The following is a 20,281-nucleotide window of genomic DNA, read 5'->3' on the forward strand; positions in this document are numbered from 1 at the left end:
CATGGGATAGTACTTTTTCCCTAAAATCTAATGAATATGTCATAGCTAAAAAGCGCTAATTATAACAAATATATAAGACTTTTTAAATTTTAATCAACTATACAATATCGGTCGAGTCCATATAAGACCCTAGTGGTCTTAAAAAAATTTGTTCTAGCGTCCGTTGTTTTAATCTCCCAGTAATAGGTAATTTAATTAAGATTAAGTAAATATCATGGTGTTACTAGCTTTCAATGTTTTAAAAATCCAAATAACAACCCCATGTTTTCCATGGCTAACTATTAAAACATGGCGCTGTTTTGTTGTTCTTTCAATCAAAACAACCGACTGTTTTGTTGACTTAAGCTTATTGTTGCTTATAATTTAGTATATTACTCATGATAAGCAGATGAAATGGAGCGAACTTTATTAAATTATATGAACAACTGGCTGGTATCACCTGACCGGAAACCGTTAGTCATTCGTGGGGCAAGACAAGTTGGTAAAACATGGCTGGTAAGACACTTAGCTGAAAAGACAGGAATGCAATTAATTGAACTGAACTTCGAGAAGCAACCTTCTTATGCCAGTCTTTTTGATTCTAATGATATAAATCAAATTTTATTAAATTTAAGTACGGTATTAAATCAGAAAATAGATCCTCCAAAGTGCTTATTATTCTTTGATGAAATACAAGCAGCACCTCAACTGCTTAGCAAACTTCGCTGGTTTGCAGAAGACTTACCCCAATTAGCAGTAATCTCTGCTGGCTCTCTATTAGAATTTATTCTAGCGGAGCACTCTTTTAGCATGCCAGTTGGACGAGTTAGCTATATGCATTTGGAACCAATGTCATTTGATGAGTTTTTATTAGCAAATGACAAAAAATCACTTTACGACTATTTAGATCAATATGAGTTAAATGTCGAGATCCCATCTGTAATTCACGAGCAATTAACTGCTTTATTTAAAGAATATCTGATTGTCGGCGGTATGCCCGCTGTAGTGTCTAATTGGGCTGCTGAACGCTCTCTGAATAGAGTTAGTCAAATACAAAATGACTTATTGGCCACCTATCGCGATGATTTTTCAAAATATAAAGGTCGTTTAGCGACAGAAAGATTAGAGGAAGTACTGAATTCTATTCCAAAAATGCTTGGACAAAAATTTGTATTTAGTAGAGTTAATAAAACGATTCAAGCATCAACAATAAAGCATGTATTAGATCTGTTAGAAAAAGCCCGAATTGGCCATCGAGTACAAAGCAGCTCAGCAAATGGTGTTCCGCTCGCATCGGAAATTAAAGAAAAATTTTTTAAAGAAATTTTCCTTGATATAGGCTTATGTACTACCGCATTAGGACTGAGCTTAAACCAAATTAATTCAACAAATGAAATTCTTTTGATTAATAATGGCGGCATTGCTGAACAGGTAGTAGGCCAATTACTAAGAACAATTGAACCACCCTATATCGAACCAGTTTTGTATTATTGGCATAGGGAAGAGGCCGGCTCAAGTGCTGAAATTGATTATGTAATCCAACATGGTAATAGAATAATACCTATTGAAGTAAAAGCTGGTGCCACAGGAAGCCTAAAGTCATTACATGTTTTCATGGGATTAAAAAAATTACCTCTCGCCATGCGAATTAACTCTGATTATCCAAGCAAAACTAATGTAAATGTAAAAGATAATTTAGGGAAATCTGTAAACTATACTTTTATATCCATTCCCTTTTATCTTGTCGGGCAGATACATAGATTACTTAGTTAGTTTAACATGTTCATGTTCACTCTATGACGTTAGTTTTTCTCACCTTCTGAATCGCTCGAATCTTAGCCACAGCACACGCCAACTCCGCAGCCGCTAAGGAATAATCAATTTCTGCATCTTTGTTAGCAATCGCTCCTTTCTTTTTGCGATTAACCATAACTCCTGCGTTTTTTCTTTTGTGAACAGGAAAACAAATTCCGCTTTTTGATAACAAGCAATCGAATAGTAATTCTTAAGATCTAGTGTGACAAGAGCTGTATCAAATTGCTGAAAAATAATATTCTGCACAAATTGCATTAGCGCAACGCATACAGGCTCCTGATCCAAAAATTATTCTTCACCAAGATAGAAATCAATAGCGGTCACTTTTTTGCAAATTAAAAGTTTTATTAGCAGGTAAGCCTATCGGGCGAAGTGCATTGCTTGCGTTTCTTCGCCAAACTCTACTTCGCTCAAAGAGCGCTCCAATTCTTCTCGATTGGTATCAGACGCAGCCGTCGCTTCTTCTGTGAAATCTAAATCATCTGCTGCCCTATGATCTGAACCTAAGGCGCTCATAGCAGCTCCATAGGATGATCTTATAGGGCCAACGCTTGGATTTAAGCGTTCCTGTTTGTCATTTAATGGGTTATCTATTTTGGAAAACTTTTTTTCATTATAATAAATCTTACCTAAAGCCCCAATAAATGTTGCACTAACCAGTGCTATACCGCTTAACGCCGGCATAGATGTAAAGGCAATCATTGGAATACCCAAAGATTCCAAAACATTGGTTAAGGCTAAGGCCAAACCGATCGCCGTTAAAACTGCGAGTCCGACCCCACCAAGTGAAACAGGGTTTCTTCGAAAAAAATTTGGATGTTTTGGGGCAAGGTCTTTTTCTGAATCCAAGCTGGCTTTTAAAGAGGTTTGATAGCGCTCCTCGGAAACTTGCCGATTTATGCCTTCTAACACGTTAACTAATCCACACTCAGTAGCAAACGAAAGAAAATCGCTACTACCTATCGCCTTTGCAACGTCAAAGCGCCTTTCCATAATCTGAACAAAGCTAGCTTGTAACGAGGCTAGGTCTTCGTTGTGTGTTCTGGCTAATTGCTCTAACACAGCGTTTATGATGTTGTTTTTTTTCTTTTTTGGGATATTGATACTGTTTAGCAGACGAGCCGCGTCGTCTAAGCTTATGTTGGATTCATCGAACTCAATCAATGCCTCATAAGCTTTTTTAAGTTGAGGCGCGTTGTCACGTGTTATTGCCTCTTGATAGTAGGCTCTTATTTTTTCATTTAATGTTTGCAACACAAGGGTTGCATTGAGCGGCTTAAAAAGCGGATGCCCCAGCACCGATTGAAAAAGCCTTCGATTAACACCGCTATAACAGCTTGGTTTGTCGCCTTCTAAATCATCGTACTCTTCGGTGACGTATTGAGCGGCTTCATTTTTCAAATAAAGCGGTTCTTGCGACACATCCCCTTTAGGCCTTGGGCCTTCTACCACGATCTTTCGAGATTTATCCCAATTATGCGCCCGTCCTATCAACGCCAATTGCTTAATAAACGCCTCAATTCTGCCTTCAAGGCTATATCCATCCACCGGCTCTGATGCCTCATCGATAGCGGCTAAATAAAAAGGAACGATCAGCGCCTTATATTCCTCAAACGTCGAATAACGGTCGGTCGTAGGTCGACCGTCTCTTTCATACACGTAAACATAGGAAGCATTCGGCGCCATCCAATGGTTTGGTTTAGATAAATAACGATAAGCGGTATGAACATCGTGTTGGTAATAGGCCTCAAGTGCAGCTTGATACTGCCTATTCGTTAAACCAAGCTGGCCATGCCGTCCTTTTTTTAATGCTTGTAAGTCACCCCACTCCAAAGGAAGATTTATTTGCCGTGCTCGACCGCTTGTATTTTGGTGTATCATCACCGCAGGATGGGCTTCATAACGTTCTTTCAGCGCGGCTTTCACGAACTCTAAGCCCTCATCGAGTCCACCCATGGCGTGTATGCTCTCTTGGTAATATGAGGTAACCTTATTGATGAGCTTGCGCTCGGGCAAAGATAAAGCAACCATTGACGACTCTCTGTCTTGAGCTATCGCTCGTAAATCAATATCTCCTTGTGCTTCTCGGTGATAATAATTATTTCTTGCAGCTAACCTCCTTACTTCGGGTAGTTGCATCAATAAAGAGACAGCGGTTTGATTTCCTATGCCAAAAGCGAACCGTACCAATTCATTTTCCTCGCCTTCATTGACTGATTGATGAGCCAATCCTCTAACAGCCGGAAGGGATAATAAAAAATGGATATCATTGAATAAGGATAATTGGTTTGTGGCTGATGGATCTTGGCTTCGGCGAATAAGATTTCTTATCATATAAAAGCAAACTTCGGCCTCATTGACTTCTTCTAGGTCAAATACACCATTTGGATTATCGTCTTCATATTGATCCTTCCTCTCCCTCAACGAGGAAATCTTGTCAGATAGAAAAGGATACACATAAGCCTCACCATACTCCCTATCATGCATCTCCATAAAAGCAATAACAGGCGAGCAACTATCAAGATAATAATTGATGATAGGTTTGTCTCTATTTAGAGCAGCCTCACGAATGGCCACGTAATTACCCGCTTTAACCGCTTCTTTTTTCTCTTCAGGTGTGAAATGCGTTTCTAAATACTGAAGGGTCGTGAGATGACCGCGTTGAGCGGCCCATCGAATGGCATAGTAATCGCTCGCTTTAACCGCTTCTTTTTTCTCTTCAGGTGTTAAATTCGTTTCTAAATACTGAAGGGTACTGAGATGACCGCGTTCGGCGGCCCATCGAATGGCAGAGTAATCCCTCGCTTTAACCGCTTCTTTTTTTTCTTCAAGCGTTAAATGAGCTTCTAAATACTGAAGGGTACTGAGATGGCCATTTTCGGCAGTCTTTCCAATGGCAGTATAATGATCCGCTTTAACCGCTTCTTTTTTCTCCTTAGGGCTTAAATGCGTTTCTAAATGCTGAAGGGTAGTAAGATGACTGTTTTGGGCGGCCTTATGAACGGCAGAGTAATTATTAGCTTTAACCACCTGCTTTTTCTCCTTAGGCGTTAAATGCGTTTCTAAATGTTGAAGGGTAGTGAGATGACCTCTTTGGGCGGCCTTATGAACGACAGAGTAATTATTAGCTTTAACCACCTGCTTTTTCTCCTTAGGCGTTAAATGCGTTTCTAAATGCTGAAGGGTAGTGAGATGTCCGCGTTGGGCAGCCCATTTAATGGCATAATAATCGTTCGTTTTAACCGCTTTCTTTTTCTCCTTAGGCGTTAAATACGTTTCTAAATGTTGAAGGGTAGGGAGATGACCGCGTTGGGCGGACAATTGAATGGCCAGGTAACCATTCGCTTTAACCGCTTCTTCTTTCTCTCCAGAGGTTAAATGCGTTTCTAAATGCTGAAGGGTAGTGAGATGACCGCGTTGGGCAGCCCATTTAATGGCATAGTAATCGTCCGCTTTAACCGCTTTCTTTTTTTCCTGAGGTCTTAAATGCGTTTCTAAATACTCAAGGAAATGCGTTTCTAAATATTCAAGGGTAGTGAGATGACCACTTTTGGCAGCCAATCGAATGGCCAGGTAACATTCTGCTTTAAACGCCTCCTTTTTCTCCTTAGGAGTTAAATGCGTTTCTAAATGCTGGAGGGTAGTAAGATGACCATTTTTTGCAGCCAATTGAATGGCCAGGTAACCATTCACTTTAACCGCTTCTTTTTTCTCAATAGCTGAAAAGCCGAGCGTATTTATATGAGACCATTTTCCACATAAGGACAAGATTTGAATAATGGATAAGCTCTTTGAGTCAATGAAGTCAGGATCCCTATCGCTTATATCGCAACGGTATTTTGTATTTAAGCCACCTGCTATAAGAGAATGGTTAGGAGGGTCGCTTTCTAAAAAAGCGTTTAATTCAGGATGACTTGATAAATTTGTGATATATATAGCTAGATTAGGCATAAGATATTATCTCGGTCGATGATTATTGCAAGTCTTGATTTTACACGATATCTTACCGAGTCTTTCAAGGATTCCAGCTGAATTTACAAGATATTTCATCCCCGGGCTGAATAAGCTGTGGCCATTTGAAGAAAAAGAACAAATAGCAAGGTAAACCCATGAAGAATAGTTCTTCAACGGTCATTCAGGCCCGTTGAAAGAAACGTTTCAGTCGACTCAGGCGCTTTTACTTAACGAGCTCAATTATTAATCTCCAGTTTATTCATCTGGAAAAGGTTTTTTCCTTAACTCTTTTAATTGACCTTGTCTAGACTTTTCGTCCAACATTTTTTGTTTCGTGCGTCTAGAGCGCCTTTTCTTTTGTCGCTTTACTTTTTCAAGCTGCTGCTGTGCTTTTGTTTTTTCGTCGCTTATCATCGCATGCAGTTTTTCGCAAAGACGAACTCTTGCAAAATAGCGATTGTCATCACGACTTCTCGACTCTTGGCATTTTACTTCCAAGCCGGATGGAAGATGTTTTAAATAAACCGTAGAAGCCGTTTTATGTAACTTCTGGCCTCCTTTACCGCTTCCTAATATAAATTTTTCAATGAGATCTACTTCTTTTAAATGAAGTTTAGCCATCCAATGCGTTAATTTATCCCATTTTTCGTTACTAATCATGGCATCTGTCATTTAGTTAAAAGCTGTTCTTATCTGAGCTATCATAGCAAAAAATTTAGCTATTCTTGTAAATAATGATGAATACCAAGACAAAATGCTATGCAGGAGCACGATGAGCGTAAAAAAATGGTTGAACAGGACGAGTCGGAGGATTCCTTGGTGCCATAGGAACCGGCATGAGATCGGTCCTCGCATTGGCAGTGGTAGCAGTCTAGGGTATGCAGAATTTCTAATTATCCATAACCAGAATAGTTTGGATCAGATCGTGGCATCGCCCTAATGTGGATTTGAGCTTAGTATATATTCGAGATCGTTCAAAATGCGACAGAGCGAAAAAAAAGAGCCTAAATCACGCATTTTGAACGATCACGGGTATATTGTTACTTAAAGCATTCAGGCAATATATTTATGAGATTAGTCAGTTTTTGAGACTCATAAGGGATAGGGGAAAAAGAAGGTTGCCATAGGCTATGGGGCCAGAATGGATCATCTTCATAACGCCCAACCACATGGATATGCAACTGTCGGACCATATTTCCTAAGTTAGCCACATTAATTTTATCTGGCTTAAAATGCGCCTTAATCTCGTGCGAGAGTTTCGTGATTTCCTGAATTAGCTGGTTTCTACACCCTTCATCTAGCTGATAAATTTCTTCAACACCTTCAACTCTAGGAATCAAGATAAACCAGGGAAGCCGTGATTCATTTTTCAAAAAAAGTCTAGATAAAGGCCAATCGGCCAACTCAATACTTGTTGATTGGATTCGTTCGTCTACTTTAAAGCGCATATTAAAACTCTAACCCGACTATATAAAATGTGACTATGCTTTAAGTGAAAAAGAATCACAAGTCATAAAAAAAACCAGGTTTTTTTCTAGAGCATGCTTTATTGTAACCGTTCATAAAAAACTAATGTCATCTGCAAATCGAATTAAAAATAACTGGACCAATCGGGTTGCATTTTCTGCTTTAAAATAATCCTTACCCCGATAAACATCGAGTAACGTTTGAAGAGAAACGCCCACGAGTTGGGCGATAATTTCAAAGTTTACTTCACAATGAGTTAATAACGCTTGAATCAATAATCGTTGCTTATGTTTTTTGTAACCCAGTTTTACACAAATTTCCGTATCCAATCCCTCTTTTGTCCTAATCACAACTTACTCCAATTAATAGACTCTTTTTAACCAGATTGAGGATTTTATAGGTTTTATTTGAAAATAATTACCGTAGAAACTACTTGATTTTAGGAAGATTCGATTGACTTAAAATTTCTATCAGCTTATCCCTTGAAATATAACCAATTTTTTCTTGGATTTTTTTCTTTATCTCTAGAACATAGCCTTCAACCGTTCGATAAGACAGTTCCATTTTTTTTGCAATTTCTTTAGAACTGTATCCCATAATCAATAATGCCGCGCAATCTGCTTGTTTAGATGTAAGATAAAGATCATCGGATTCATTCAATAAGAAATACCGATTTATTTTGGTAGCTTCGAAAAATTGTATCTTTGCCTCATTATTAAGTCGAACGGGGCCAACATCACGAGGAAGAATAGTCTGAGGTTTTGGCAAATAAATTCGATTTTTTTCAGCATGCTGGATTAAAGCTTGTCCTGAATCATTAAAATAATGAATAAAGTGATGGAGTAAATCAATGTTTCTTATGTAAAAATTATTAACCTCATGTTGTGATTGATTGGCCGCAAAAATATATAAATACGTTACATCATCTCGTTTTATGACAAAACTTATCCCGTGGTCGATATCAAAAAAATCGCGCCCTTGAAGATAAATCGGATCTTTAACGTCCAACTCTGACCATAAAAAATACCCCTTAGGCAATAGATGTTCGACATCAATTGCGCCGGCAGAATTATAAAGGGCATGTTTATAAAAATGACTGATCCAATCCGGTCGGTTCGTTAGTAATTCCCTTGAACAATCTTGATGGTAAATTTTTATATAATTAAAGTAGCTAATACCAACGGGTGACAAAATAGGGTCACAAAGCTCTTTTACCCATTGACTGCACTCTAATGTTTGAGACTTGTCTAAATCTATCCCTTTCATGGATCTTGCGTTAACTATGAGGCTAAACCAAAGAAGTGCTACGCATTGTTGTTAGCAATTCAGTGATATCAGAATTAATTTGGGGGATTGTACATTGTTTAGCCGATATGAATCCATTTTTTTTACAAGAAAGGATGAATTTAAATAAATCATCAAAATACCCAGCAATGTTTAAAAAACCGATGGGCTTATCGAACAGACCTATTTTAATTGCATTCCAAGTGTCAAAGGCTTCTTCCAGTGTTCCTAAACCGCCAGGCATAACTAAAAACATATCTGCTTTTTGTTGCATTAATCGTTTTCGCTCCTGCATTGTATTAACTACGTGCAATTCATCTAGTGTCTTTAACGGCTTTTCTTTTTCTATTAACTGTTCAGTTATAACGCCTATTGTTTTACCTCCATAAGCTTTAACCATGTTTGCCAGTAATCCCATCAGTCCCAAACTAGAGCCACCATAAACTAGAGCAAATCCGTTTTTCGCAAGTTCTAGAGCAGTTAACTTGACAGCGGCACTAAACACTTGATCATTTCCTGGGTTTGCACCTAAATAGACACAAATAGAAGTCACTGTTATTCCTTAAAGAAAATTTTTTATTAAGGTGTGTTTACAATTCACCACCACGGTCTTGGTATAGGACTCAAGCTTCCTTCTTCCTATCGGAACAGTTGTCCGTGGGCTGGGATGAGGGTTGTCAATAGAATCTGGACAAAGTCCAGAGAATTTGCCATCATAAAATAGCCAATTATTTGAACAACATCTAGCGCTAGATTATAAGAAAACAAAGATTAACAGCAAGCAAAAAGCTATGATAGCCGTTATTCCATGTCCAATTGCCATCCACTTAGGAACGGAGTGACCGGATAAATGCTTATAAAACATCATAATCCCGCCAAACGCCGCGAGAATGAAGAGGGTTAAACTAACCAGTGGATACTGTCTGTGAAAATAGGCATAAACTATTAATAAAATAATACCGATAGCAGCAAGCGGCCCATGCACAAACGCAACCATTTTGGGGAAGTTTTTATCTCGCAAAATGAAAGAGAGCATATATAGCCCTAACAAAGCAGCAAGGCTAAAAAAAATTACAGCGCTAAGTAACATTTAGAAAAACTCCTTTTAAGAATGCTGTGTAATTATTCAAGCGAAGCTTCTAGCATAATACTAAAAATGTCAAGTGACTGAGTTTTTGGCACTATTTTTTTCAACTTGGCGACCTACCGTTCCTTATCGAGAAATTACCGATGCAGTCATTCTTGAAATACAAGTTCGCTTACCCTCTTGATTATAAATATCGACCTGCCAGACATGCGTTGTGCGGCCGATGTGGATAGGATAAGTAATCGCTTTTACATGACCTTCTCGAGTAGAACGGATATGATTCGCATTAATCTCTAAGCCCACACAATAAAATTTATCTAAATCGACAACCGCATTCGCTGCCGTACTAGCGACCGTTTCAGCTAACACCACATTTGCACCACCATGCAAAATTCCAATAGGTTGTTTAGTGCGTTCCGTTACTGGCATAGTTGCGGTTAAAGACTCCTCCCCAACGTCAACAAATGTAATTCCTAGATAAGCCGCCATTGTATTTTCACCACGCCGGTTTAAATCTTCCGTGGTAATATTCTTAAACCAAATAGAGTTCTTTTTATCATTCATAATTGTTTGAGTATTTTAGAGATTAATTAAAATTATAGGGACTTAATTAAGCTTTGTTAAGAAAAACATCATAACAACGAGTTTTGCTCGACCTGAAACCCAGAGTAAAAATCGTGGGCCATGAAGATCAAATTTAAAAACATCTATACCCGTGATCGTGCAAAATACGTGTTTTTAGGCGCCTTTATTTTTTGTTCTGCCGCATTTTAAAAAGCGAGTAATGGCTCATTCCCTTGCGAGTTTTTTAAAATGCGGCAGGGCGAAAAAGAAAAAGCATAAATCACGCATTTTGCACGATCACGGGTATAAATCTAAATAATTAAAACTTTTGTACCAGGATGGGCTTTTACCCAATTAGCCACATATTCAATATGATTATTTTTGCCAACAGCAATACATCCACGCGTTGAGCTTGGTAAATGGTTTAACCAACCAAACCAATTAGATGACTGTGCAGGCCCATGGAGCCCTACATCTCTACCTGTATATCCTGAAGCCAATTGCTTTGAAGTCGGATAAAGAATTGGAATAAAGACTTTAAATTTAGTCGATTTTCTTGGATAAGCTAACCCATACAAACCTAATGGAGTTTTATTATCACCTGCTTTTTGTTTACCGACTCCTTTATTACCCAGGGCTATATTAAAGGTCTTCACGACAATGCCCTGTTTGCAAACATTTAAAATTCGCTTTTTAGTGTGTACATTGATTCCGTTTGATAATGGACAAGTCTCGGTACTAGCAAATAACGTAATCGAGGAAAGAAAAGAGACCATGAGTAAAAATGCTTTTATTTTCATATAAGCAGACAAATATTACTGAAATTGACTAATAATTATTCCACAATATTAACTTTATTCATAGAGATCTAGAGACTTGTCGCTTAAATCAGCAATCGTTAATTTACCAAATTGTTTTATGAATCTTTAATAATCTGTATTCGTTCAGCTGTGTTGCTATTATTATTTTGATTACCTATATCATCGGCATACAATGGCACACACTAGCCAATTATAGAGCGCCAACTCCCATGCCTACTAAACTTAGAAAATTAATTGACAACCAAGACGCCGCTGCGTTGAGGGCGTTTATTGCTGAACATGAGGAATTAAATTACGCATCGATTAGCCCCAACGGCGCATCAGCGCTTTGGTGGGCTTTGATGCCCCCCAAAGGCAAATCCATATCTTATGAGGTGGTTGAGTGCCTGCTTGATTATATCAAAGGAGACGGCACACCTCTTATTGATCCCACGCAACCGCTTGCCGGTCAAACGCCGCAGCAATACATAGATGCGCATAATCAGGAAGACACGCTAAATGATGTTTTAAGAATAGTAACAGCGGCTGAAAATCAATATCAGCACCCAACCCGCCCTCAAGAACAAGCAGGCCTTGCCGCATTGGCTGATGACGCTCAAAATGTCCATGACCCTAGGCTTAGTCAACTTGCCCGCAAAAACACCATTCAACTGTACGAGCATTACATTGAGGGCGCGGGTTTTGCGCTTGATGAAGCGTTATGCCAAAAGACTTTTAAAGAAATAACCGCCTTTATTGAAAACCACCCGAGCCTACGCGCTTATAAAGCGACACAAATGAAAGAAGGGCTGGATTATTGTTTTAACACGCCGACGCAATTTAGTTTTAGAAACGGTCAAGATGGCACGAATGATGAATTTAGTCTCACTCTTGCGCAGTTGACTAGTCTCGTCTGGCTAGCTGCCAATGAAAAAGAAGAACGCCTACTTCCTGAAGACAGCGATGATAAAGATGGCGTTTTGCGCCTTGAAGCAAGAAAAGTAGCGCTTTTAAATACGCTTTATGATAATGCTACGGCTTATGGCCAAGGCCACCCCAGTTGTGCCGGTGGCGCTTGCCATCGTTTGGGCTCATCACTGGCGTCACTTCATCGTTTAGTGGATGCCTTTCCTGCGGACGTAAAGCTAACAGGAGATGCGGCAAATATCGTTACCATTCGCGTCCTAGGCGAAGCGCTGGGCGAGTTATTACAAGAAAATCCCGAGCATCATTTGGCCTTAGTGCGTTTTTTCTCGCTTGGAGATTATAGCCAGGAAGAAGAAGATAAAAAAACATACCATGCGTTTATTGAAGCGCGAGCAGCGACCCTTACACAAACGTTAGCTGATGAACATATTGCGGAAGAACAAATTGTAGCTACGATTGAAGCCATCCGTGGGGATTCTCCTTCCTATCCGCTTTCATGCCACAAAATAAGCCATCAGTTATCTGCTTTAATGATGGCTTATGAAAAAGAAGCGCTGGATAAGACGATATTTTTTGAAAAGAAACCGGCACAAGAGATAATGAATCAGGGCATTCAATGCCTGGCTGAGTATTTAAAAGAAAAAGAAGCCTTTAGTAAACTGCTTGAAGCCCATGGTTATAGTCCTAGCTCCGATGAGAAGGCAGCCTTTGCAAAAGAGTTTATTACACAATGGTTTCAGCAAAAAACGTATGAAGGCGCGGCGATAGACATCAGTAATTTTCTTAAAAATAACCTTCAGGAAGAACAATTAGCCTTCCCAGCGCAATGCTTTTACCTTGCTTATTTTAAAAGCCAACAAGTCATTATGGCAGAAAATAATCCTCACCAGGCGCTATGGTTAAGTCAACTTACCAATCAACAGATTATCGCTTTGATGAGCGGGGTTGCGCAAAATAAGGAGGGCCAAATTGGCCAACAAGACCTTGCGCTGCTTCCCTTACTAGTAGAAGAAGCCCTGCTTCAAGGAATGACCGCGAACTTAAACCTTCAAGGAATAGGCTTTCAACATATGGACCTAAGAGGCCATGATTTCTTCGGCGTGAATTTAGATAACGCGCGCTTTATTGACTGCTTATTGCCCATTAACGCAAACCCTGCCAGTTGCGAGGCGATGCATCTTGAAGATTGCCACTTACCACTGATTGCAAGCGATGCGCCGGCAATTGCTATTGCCGAGTTATTTAAATGCCGCCCACTGTCAAAATTAACGCTTGCGCTGTACCTTAAAAAAATTAACTCAGTGGATGATTTTAAGGCACGGGATAAAGACGGCTATACCGCGTTGCAATTGGCGGTCCGGTACGGACATACAGAAGTAGTGAAGGCCATTCTTAAAAGCCCGCATTGTGATAGCGAGGTTTTAAAGGCACAAGATAAAGGTGGCAATACCGCGTTGATGTGGGCGGTCTTGTTTGGACGTATTGAAACAGTAAAAGCGATTCTTGCAAGCCAGCATTGTGATGGCGAGGTTTTAAAGGCGCAGAACAATTCTGGCACTACCGCGTTGATATGGGCGGCCCGCGAAGGACATACAGAAGCTGTGAACGCCATTCTTAAAAGCCAGCATTGCAATAGCGAGGTTTTAAAGGTACGGGATAAATATGGCGATACCGCGTTGCTATTGGCGACCTATGAAGGAAAAACCGAAGTAGTGAACGCCATTCTTAAAAGCCCGCATTGTGATAGCGAGGTTTTAAAGAAACGGGGTATATATGGCAATACCGCGTTGATGTGGGCGGCCTGGTTTGGACGTATTGAAGCAGTAAAAGCCATTCTTGCAAGCCAGCATTGTGATAGCGAGGTTGTAAAGGCAAAGGATAATAATGGCAATACCGCATTTCAACTAGCGAAGCGTAATGGTCATCGCGAAATAGTTCAAGAAATAGCGAAACATGCTCCCCCTTTGCTAGGGAATATTAGCATGATGATATTGGGTGGTTTTATAGCCGCCGTGGGAATAAGTGCTGTCGCTATTGCATTTACCGTGTTAAATGTCGACACCTTTGAAACAGCAGGCATTACCTTGGCAACGATGGGCGTAGCAACAACGTTATCTGGAGTCGGTTTATTCGCTGCTGGCGCCCATAAGCACAAGACCCGCCAATCAAGTCGTTTATCACTGTCTGAAGCAGTGTTTGGCGAAACACCTGCTGCTGTTAATTAGGGGTAACGACATTAATTTGTTTCATGCGTGAAACCGCGGAAGGTCATCAACATAAGCCGGCCTTTATTTCTGACAACTATTGGATTTTTTACAATTGGATTTTTATGCTGAACTATGGTTTTTTGTGATCATTTTTAGTACAATATGCAAATTCAGGGCTTAATAGACAGTGAACCAATGATGAATAAGAAAATTTTTGCTAAAAAAATTCAAAAATTTTTTATGCAAAAACAAATCGTTATTAATCCTAATACCCATAAGAAATTTATAGGCTACTTATTTGAGCAATTTAATCTAAACCCTGATAATTTGACACCGAAATTTATTATCAAGGCCGCTTCTGATTTTCTAAAAATTGACGTACATAAAATGCGCGCTCTGTTGCATCAGAAGAGTGCCAGACGATCGATTTTTTTCCATCCGCGCGGAAACACTGCACCTAATTCAAAAAAGAGCTGGAAGAATTTAATACGCTTAGTAGGTAAAAGTCATAAACCACGTTTTAAAATAACATCGCCTGGGGGTGGTCCACTTACCCCCAGGAGACGAACAAAAGTGCAAGATATTATGCAAAATCATGATATCGGTCTTTCTCCATTACAGCTTAGGGAGGATGAGGATAGGGCAAGACCTTATGCGCTCGTGGATGGCTCGAAGTATGAATGCGATATGGTCAATAATAGTTTTTCATTATGGCGTCAAGTCACCCCTACAAAGCCCGGATTAGACCCCTCACCAAACCGAGTCCAACGAGTTAAGCAACAAGTTAAGCAACAAGTTGAGCTACGAGGTAAACCGCGCCGGTTACCCTTTTTTGACCCAGACCAACGAGTTAAGCAACAAGACAACGAACAAGATAAGCAACGAGGTAAGCCGCGAGGTAAGCCGCGAGGTAAACCGCCCCAGTTACCCGTTTTTGTTTCAGATAATTCCCCTGAGCGGTTTGAATTTTCCATAACCGCCGCTGATATCTATGCGAGGATGGGTGTTAAACGACCCATAAGCCAGGTGCAAGTGATGAACGGTAAAACCGCAAAAGATGTTTTGGAAGCACTTGGCGCGATTATTAAAGACAAGCAAAATGGGTGTAATTATCATTGGGCGCATCGTCAAGGATGGTCTTTAATGGGGGCACAGGCAGAAGATAACCTCGACCCTACCACTGCGGGAAGTAATTATGATACTTACTTTAAAGTTGAGGAGCCTATTAAATATTTATTATTAGAAAAAGGCGTGGATTTGATCAAAGTTAAGGGAGAGGTCGAGTTTTTTAAGGACGCGCCGGGCTTGCCAAAAAAAATAACGTATGAACTGTCTTCAGGAGGTGGTGACTCCCAGATCATATATATTGATCCAATGAATAGCCGGATACCAACCAAAGAGGAACATGAAGTAGCCAAGTGGTTTGCAGAAGTTACGCACTTAACCAAAATTGGTTTATAAAAGTCTCTTTCGAATTTTTTGAGGGAAACCTAATTGAATTCTCAAGGCTGTGGTTTCAATTCGGGCGGGGCTTTCCGTTTCGGTATTTTGCATAAGGTTTTATACCCGTGATCGTTCAAAAGGCGTGATTTATGCTTTTTCTTTTACGCCCTGCTGCATTTTAAAAAACTCGCATGGGAATTGAGCCCATTACTCGTTTTTTAAAGTGCGGCAGGATAAAAATAAAGGCGTCTAAAAGCACGCATTTTGAACTCACGGGTATATACGCACAGGACATTGTATAGACCCCGTGAGCACGTCACGGGGTGCTTAAATACGCGTTACTTGTTATAAACTCAAGGTACCAATCGTTCGTCCTGAACGCAATATGGGAATTGTTTGCGCAATTGGGTCAACGTCCTCGGGTAAGTGCGCGTGTTTAACCGCATCAACGAGCTTTTTAACTTCCTGACACATACCAATGATTTCTTTGGAAAATTCTGACGTTAGTAGGTTTTGGTTTAGGGTAGGATGTTCTTCTTTAATCACAAACTGGCGATACGTACAAGAGAGCTCATCCAAAAACACCTTACAAGCAGGAGACTGACCACTTTTAGAGAACTGAAGCATCTTTTTAAATGTTCGTTCATCTTCTTCTTCAAAAGAGAGCTCGTGTTCATTGGCGACATGCCTCATGAGTTCAATGAATTTGCTAGCCATATGATCTTTTGTCACCGAGGAGTCGGAAATCATCTCTACTAAGCCAGATGATTCGGCGAGTGATTTTAATGTGGAATTTTTTATCCCTATGTTTAAATTCCACATGTCAGCAAAGGCTACTGTTTGCTGCACAAGCGCTAACCCTGACAGAAGAAACGCCATTTTATGAAGTTTATCATGTACTTTCTCAACCCACTCCTGCTGTGAGGAAAGCAACGACGGAGCTTCCGGCAGAAGAGTAGGCTCTCGCAGCGTAGCAAATAAGGGACTCCATAAACGAGTTTGGATGTGTCGATAATAAAATGCGTCATGTACCTTAACGTGATGGCGCAGTAAAGGGACGATTTCTTTGCCAAGCTCTGCTAATTCTTCTCTTAAACCATACAGTTTTCCTTGACTAGCAGTAACCTCTGGTAGACGTCCTTTGAAGAAGTAAAAAGAAAGTTGATCCCCAAGTCGTTTATGGAATATTTCTGCAATTCGATGACTTCCGGTACAGATGTCTTCAATGATCTTAGTTTGAATTCGCTCTTCCTCGGCGCTTAATCGTTTTCCATGTTTAGTGAGTAACGCATGAAGTGTCTCTAAGACATGAGCGGCTATTGCTTGAGGTTCGGTGAGCTGCTCTTCTTTAAGCGTCATTATTAGAGCATTTTTTTGCATCAATAATTGTTCTGAAGAAAGTTTAACACCATATTTTTGACAAAAAACATCTAAATATCCCATCGCTGCAGCCGTATGAAAAATACGTTGATATTGCTCATGCCAATTCATAAAGCGAACGCGATCTAGGTAAAATGTTTCGGGTAATGCAGCCAGATCAAAGTTTCCAGATTGTTGGATAACACCAAGACAAATGGCATTAGCGACATGGCTTGAGATGTATTGCGAACATAAAATAGCATTATTCAATCGGTAAGTGGTTGGAGAAGCAACCATTTTATCGATCCACCCCAGAACATTGGCCAGATTAAACTGGCCGCTTTGTAAGCGATTATAAAATGCTTGTTTCTCATAATCGATGGGATTACTGGCCACTAAGGTTTGGACAAAATCAGCCATTTCCCGGTTAATTTCAGAAAATTTATTGTAGATAAAATCAACAGATTCTTTCAATAAAACACCTGAATTTGCTCCCAAATCAAGTCTTAGTTCGAGGTCTCTTTGAAATTCAGTTGTTGCCGGGGCATGTGCTTCGGAACCTGCTTCTTTAAGTTCTTCAATAATCGCATTAATAACCTTGTAAAGCCCGACTTCCAAGCCAAGGGATTCGATCTCAGCAGTAACCGATTCTTTGCTAAACGCTTCTTTCAATCGCCTAATTCGCGGCCCATTATGAGGGGTTAAAAAAGCGAGTCTGTCACGAATTTCCTCAATTACCGCAAGAATAGGTTCATGATCATGACTTGCCAGTGCTGATATCGCCAAATCGATGTCGTGTTGAGGGTGAACCTCGAAGCACTCAGCAGGAAGCGCAAATGTTGGATTGAGCGCCATTTCATGCACCAACACCTCGTTTGGAGAACTCATCCATTTATTGGCTTCAAGCGCTTCCTTCAAGGATTGTAAATTATCCTCAAGCTGTTCAATGCCATCCATTCCTAATAAATTGTTTATTTTCTTTCGCAAGCTATCTAATTGCTTACCGTACCCATCATAAAGTTCTAATTGCCTAGGATCGGGATTGTTCAACGTTGCGAAACGTTTGATTTCAATTCTCAAATATTGATCAATGCAAACCTTAGCCAATCGAGCGCGATTATTAGATTCCCACTCTACAAAGGTTTCATAGTATGCGTTTTGTGCTTGATGAAACGCCTCCAAATAAGGGCGTCCTTCCTTCATGAATCGTTTATCAGCTCGCATTCTTTCTTGCGATTGGCTTAGCTGATAGTGCTCCATGCTTGCAAATACTCGATCAGATGAGGGGGTTTCGCAGGCGAGGGGGGAGCCCACATGAGTTGGAATATCTCTCATGTAAGTCTCACTCATAAAACGACATAAGTTTTCAAAAGAGATCAGCATCGCTTCAGCTTGGGTTAATAAGCGCTCATCAATATTCGTCGGAGATTCAAAAATATGATCTGATTTTGTGGCGATGAGATAGGCTGATAGAAAAACACGCTCCGGACAACGCACATCAAAGACATGATGTCTTGCAGGAATAATGATGTCCTTCATTTGTTCTAAATGCATTAAAAGAGTGTGGGTGATGGTCTGGGTATTCTCATCAAGAACGCATTCTTCTAGTTTTGAAAATGACTTATCTTGGGCTTGTTGAAGGGAAACAATGTGTTTAATATAGCGCGATGATTCTTCAGCAGTTTGTTTTAAGTGAACTTGCTTCCACCATCGTTGAATCATTCGTGCCGCTTCAGTTTGTCCATCATCCCTTCTGCGCTCGGAAGCTCCGCGACTCATATCAGGACACGACAAAGACCTCCTAAAAAACGATGTACCCACAGCATGTAAGACCATTGCACACCTCGCTTATTTTTTTCCATGTCTCCTTATATAAAACAAAAATCGTCTTCATCGTCAATAAAAATTTTTTTTCTAAGACAGGTGTAATAGGGATGGATGCAGCTTAATCTAGTGAAGAGAAATAAAAAATAGCATTGCGAACAATAAAGGTAAAAAATGTAACATCTTCCGAAAGCCTCGATATAGCCAGTGGGAAATAGCACTTACTAACAAATAAATAAAATAAACCAATAAAAGATACCGAATCGTTTCCGTAGAAGCATGCAACAACCACGCTAACAATAAGCCTATGCTAATTCCTAAATTAGCGCCGCCACACTCAACCTCAAAGAAAGGGCTCTCAGAGGTCTCAATAAGATGGCCTTGCCCAATCGTATGCCATAAAAAAGCGCAAAAGGCCAAAGGCGCTATCCCGACGAATGCAAACATACGTATTGCGTCTTGCAAATTCCCCGTGCCGTAAGCATTAGCCGCTATAAATATTCCCACAAAGGCGAATCCGTAGCCTAAAAAACGCGTGCTTTTATAAAACATCTGTTTGTTGAAAGAACTCATTGCGAAATTTCTCAATATTAAACGACAGGTTAAATAAGACGTATGAATTTTATCATAACCAAATTCTAAAACTAAATTAACAAAAAATAACTCAAATCTCTCTGTACATGACAGGATTTTTTGTCATGTACAGAGCTCAAATCTGTACGTATGCCTCATTATAATTTTTGTCGCAGGAACTTCTAAGCGCTTAAGAAAGCCATTACCCTAGAAGGGTATAAAGTCTGGCAATCGAATTCATCTGTCATGGAATACGTTATAGTAAAGACTTAGATAGCGAAACTCACAAGTGTCTATAATTTATACCGTTTATAATCGGTTGCCTCTCCGTGAAGTAGCGGCACTTGAGCGCGTTTGGCTTGTTGCGATTGAGCCTGAGATTCTGCAATCTGACGGGGTTGCGGTGGGAAAAATCTTATGGTCCTCTCTCCTACTATTCTAACATATGAGGCACGTTTTTTTTGAGGGTTCTCTGCATCAGAGTGTTTTGTTTCGGGCCCCTGTAGTTCTAATTGAGGTGAGCGTGTTAATGCAGTAGGCGCAGTATTTCTGAGTATTACTATGACCTCCTTGCTGTTATCTACAGTTACAGTATGTACAGTAGCCAGACAGTCTTTTGATCTACCTGCTGGGTACTTGTATATTCCCAATATCTCCAATTTACCCGCCAGCTTCTCAGTTAACAGTCGTCTCATGTATTGATTAATTATGAGAACTTTAACTGAGCCATCATAGTTATTAACGTTGCCTCCCGCTCTGCATATGGCACCAATAATTACCTTGTCAAACCAATCGATTTTATCAAATCGCTTTAATTCTATGCCATGATACAGCTCGATAAGCTTATTGCGCTCATCAATATAAGGGGGGGAAGTCAATGTTGTATCGTGCTGCGGCAACCCAGGTGCAATATCTTCAATATATCCGTTGTGTACTTCGGTAGTAATAGGGTGCTCGTGATCTTGATATTGCTCAATCATCTGTTGATATACCCGTGA

General features: G+C 40.0%; 16 protein-coding genes. 3 read left to right on the forward strand and 13 right to left on the reverse strand.

Annotation, left to right across the window (positions count from 1 at the left end; genetic code table 11):
- The first annotated feature begins 393 nt into the window (after positions 1-393).
- Positions 394-1,752 (forward strand): ATP-binding protein, encoded by a 1,359-nt coding sequence (locus E1O47_RS10520; protein ID WP_133131218.1) that lies wholly within the window; start codon positions 394-396, stop codon positions 1,750-1,752.
- A gap of 16 nt (positions 1,753-1,768) precedes the next feature.
- On the opposite strand, the gene E1O47_RS12300 is transcribed toward E1O47_RS10520, so the two are convergent.
- From E1O47_RS12300 to E1O47_RS10565, 10 genes are all read right to left on the reverse strand, one after another.
- Positions 1,769-1,909, reverse strand: coding sequence for a hypothetical protein (locus E1O47_RS12300; protein WP_165475101.1), 141 nt, complete (start codon positions 1,907-1,909; stop codon positions 1,769-1,771).
- Positions 1,910-2,154: 245 nt separating this feature from the next.
- Entirely contained in the window at positions 2,155-5,745 is a 3,591-nt protein-coding gene (locus E1O47_RS10525; RefSeq protein ID WP_133131219.1) for an ankyrin repeat domain-containing protein, read from the reverse strand.
- Between the two features lie 258 nt (positions 5,746-6,003).
- Positions 6,004-6,408 carry a peptide chain release factor family protein gene (locus E1O47_RS10530; RefSeq protein ID WP_133131220.1) on the reverse strand — a complete coding sequence of 135 codons (405 nt, stop codon included), beginning with the start codon at positions 6,406-6,408 and terminating at the stop codon, positions 6,004-6,006.
- A 380-nt stretch (positions 6,409-6,788) separates the two neighbouring features.
- On the reverse strand, positions 6,789-7,196 hold the full coding sequence (locus E1O47_RS10535) for an HIT domain-containing protein (RefSeq protein WP_133131221.1): 408 nt from the start codon (positions 7,194-7,196) through the stop codon (positions 6,789-6,791).
- Positions 7,197-7,307: 111 nt separating this feature from the next.
- Positions 7,308-7,565 carry a hypothetical protein gene (locus E1O47_RS10540; protein WP_133131222.1) on the reverse strand — a complete coding sequence of 86 codons (258 nt, stop codon included), beginning with the start codon at positions 7,563-7,565 and terminating at the stop codon, positions 7,308-7,310.
- Between the two features lie 79 nt (positions 7,566-7,644).
- The gene (locus E1O47_RS10545) at positions 7,645-8,481 is read right to left on the reverse strand and encodes a helix-turn-helix transcriptional regulator (RefSeq protein WP_133131223.1); all 837 of its coding nucleotides are present in this window, start codon (positions 8,479-8,481) and stop codon (positions 7,645-7,647) included.
- Positions 8,482-8,503: 22 nt separating this feature from the next.
- Positions 8,504-9,052, reverse strand: coding sequence for an LOG family protein (locus tag E1O47_RS10550; protein ID WP_133131224.1), 549 nt, complete (start codon positions 9,050-9,052; stop codon positions 8,504-8,506).
- Between the two features lie 201 nt (positions 9,053-9,253).
- A complete protein-coding gene (locus tag E1O47_RS10555) occupies positions 9,254-9,589 on the reverse strand; it encodes a hypothetical protein (RefSeq protein ID WP_133131225.1) in 336 nt (111 codons plus the stop codon).
- Positions 9,590-9,712: 123 nt separating this feature from the next.
- On the reverse strand, positions 9,713-10,150 hold the full coding sequence (locus tag E1O47_RS10560; protein WP_133131226.1) for a hotdog fold thioesterase: 438 nt from the start codon (positions 10,148-10,150) through the stop codon (positions 9,713-9,715).
- 311 nt (positions 10,151-10,461) lie between these two features.
- Positions 10,462-10,950 carry a L,D-transpeptidase family protein gene (locus E1O47_RS10565; RefSeq protein WP_133131227.1) on the reverse strand — a complete coding sequence of 163 codons (489 nt, stop codon included), beginning with the start codon at positions 10,948-10,950 and terminating at the stop codon, positions 10,462-10,464.
- A 230-nt stretch (positions 10,951-11,180) separates the two neighbouring features.
- Here E1O47_RS10565 and E1O47_RS10570 point away from each other — a divergent pair, with 230 nt between their 5' ends.
- Both E1O47_RS10570 and E1O47_RS10575 read left to right on the forward strand, forming a co-directional pair.
- A complete protein-coding gene (locus E1O47_RS10570) occupies positions 11,181-14,102 on the forward strand; it encodes an ankyrin repeat domain-containing protein (RefSeq protein ID WP_133131228.1) in 2,922 nt (973 codons plus the stop codon).
- A gap of 555 nt (positions 14,103-14,657) precedes the next feature.
- A complete protein-coding gene (locus E1O47_RS10575) occupies positions 14,658-15,545 on the forward strand; it encodes a hypothetical protein (RefSeq protein ID WP_133131229.1) in 888 nt (295 codons plus the stop codon).
- Between the two features lie 327 nt (positions 15,546-15,872).
- Here E1O47_RS10575 and E1O47_RS10580 read toward each other — a convergent pair whose 3' ends face one another.
- From E1O47_RS10580 to E1O47_RS10590, 3 genes are all read right to left on the reverse strand, one after another.
- Positions 15,873-18,665: a TCP11-related protein gene (locus E1O47_RS10580; protein ID WP_133131230.1), complete on the reverse strand. Its 2,793-nt coding sequence runs from the start codon at positions 18,663-18,665 to the stop codon at positions 15,873-15,875.
- A 171-nt stretch (positions 18,666-18,836) separates the two neighbouring features.
- On the reverse strand, positions 18,837-19,283 hold the full coding sequence (locus E1O47_RS10585) for a hypothetical protein (RefSeq protein WP_133131231.1): 447 nt from the start codon (positions 19,281-19,283) through the stop codon (positions 18,837-18,839).
- A 293-nt stretch (positions 19,284-19,576) separates the two neighbouring features.
- Entirely contained in the window at positions 19,577-20,263 is a 687-nt protein-coding gene (locus E1O47_RS10590) for a hypothetical protein (protein ID WP_133131232.1), read from the reverse strand.
- Positions 20,264-20,281 lie beyond the last annotated feature (18 nt).

Source organism: Legionella yabuuchiae (assembly GCF_900640115.1).
In the GTDB taxonomy this organism is placed as follows: domain Bacteria; phylum Pseudomonadota; class Gammaproteobacteria; order Legionellales; family Legionellaceae; genus Legionella_A; species Legionella_A yabuuchiae.